This is a genomic window from Bacillus sanguinis, assembly GCF_018332475.1.
Classification (GTDB): Bacteria; Bacillota; Bacilli; order Bacillales; family Bacillaceae_G; genus Bacillus_A; species Bacillus_A sanguinis.
In genome coordinates this window covers 1-211 of the sequence record NZ_BOQB01000690.1, presented here as the reverse complement: position 1 = coordinate 211, position 211 = coordinate 1, and the positions used below count along the sequence as shown (strand labels likewise).

Annotated in this window: 1 protein-coding gene; it reads right to left on the bottom strand. The window is 22.7% G+C overall.

Annotated elements, in window-relative coordinates; all coding sequences use genetic code 11:
* Positions 1-64: 64 nt before the first annotated feature.
* Positions 65-211, bottom strand: a 147-nt coding sequence (locus KI369_RS29230; RefSeq protein WP_170958481.1) for a spore coat protein, incomplete at its 5' end; no start/stop codon positions are given.

The following is a 211-nucleotide window of genomic DNA, read 5'->3' as shown; positions in this document are numbered from 1 at the left end:
ACTATAATTAAAACAGTAAATATTCACCTGTAAGAATCACTAGATAAAAAACAAGTTAAACATTTTATAAAATATTTAATTTTACTAGTAAAGCTAATAAAATTTGGAGAAGAATTTGAACATTTACTGCTATGTCTGTATCCGTAGTCGTAACTGTAACATTTCTAGAATTTCTAATAACAGTTTCTTGTTTATTAATTTGTTTAATAGA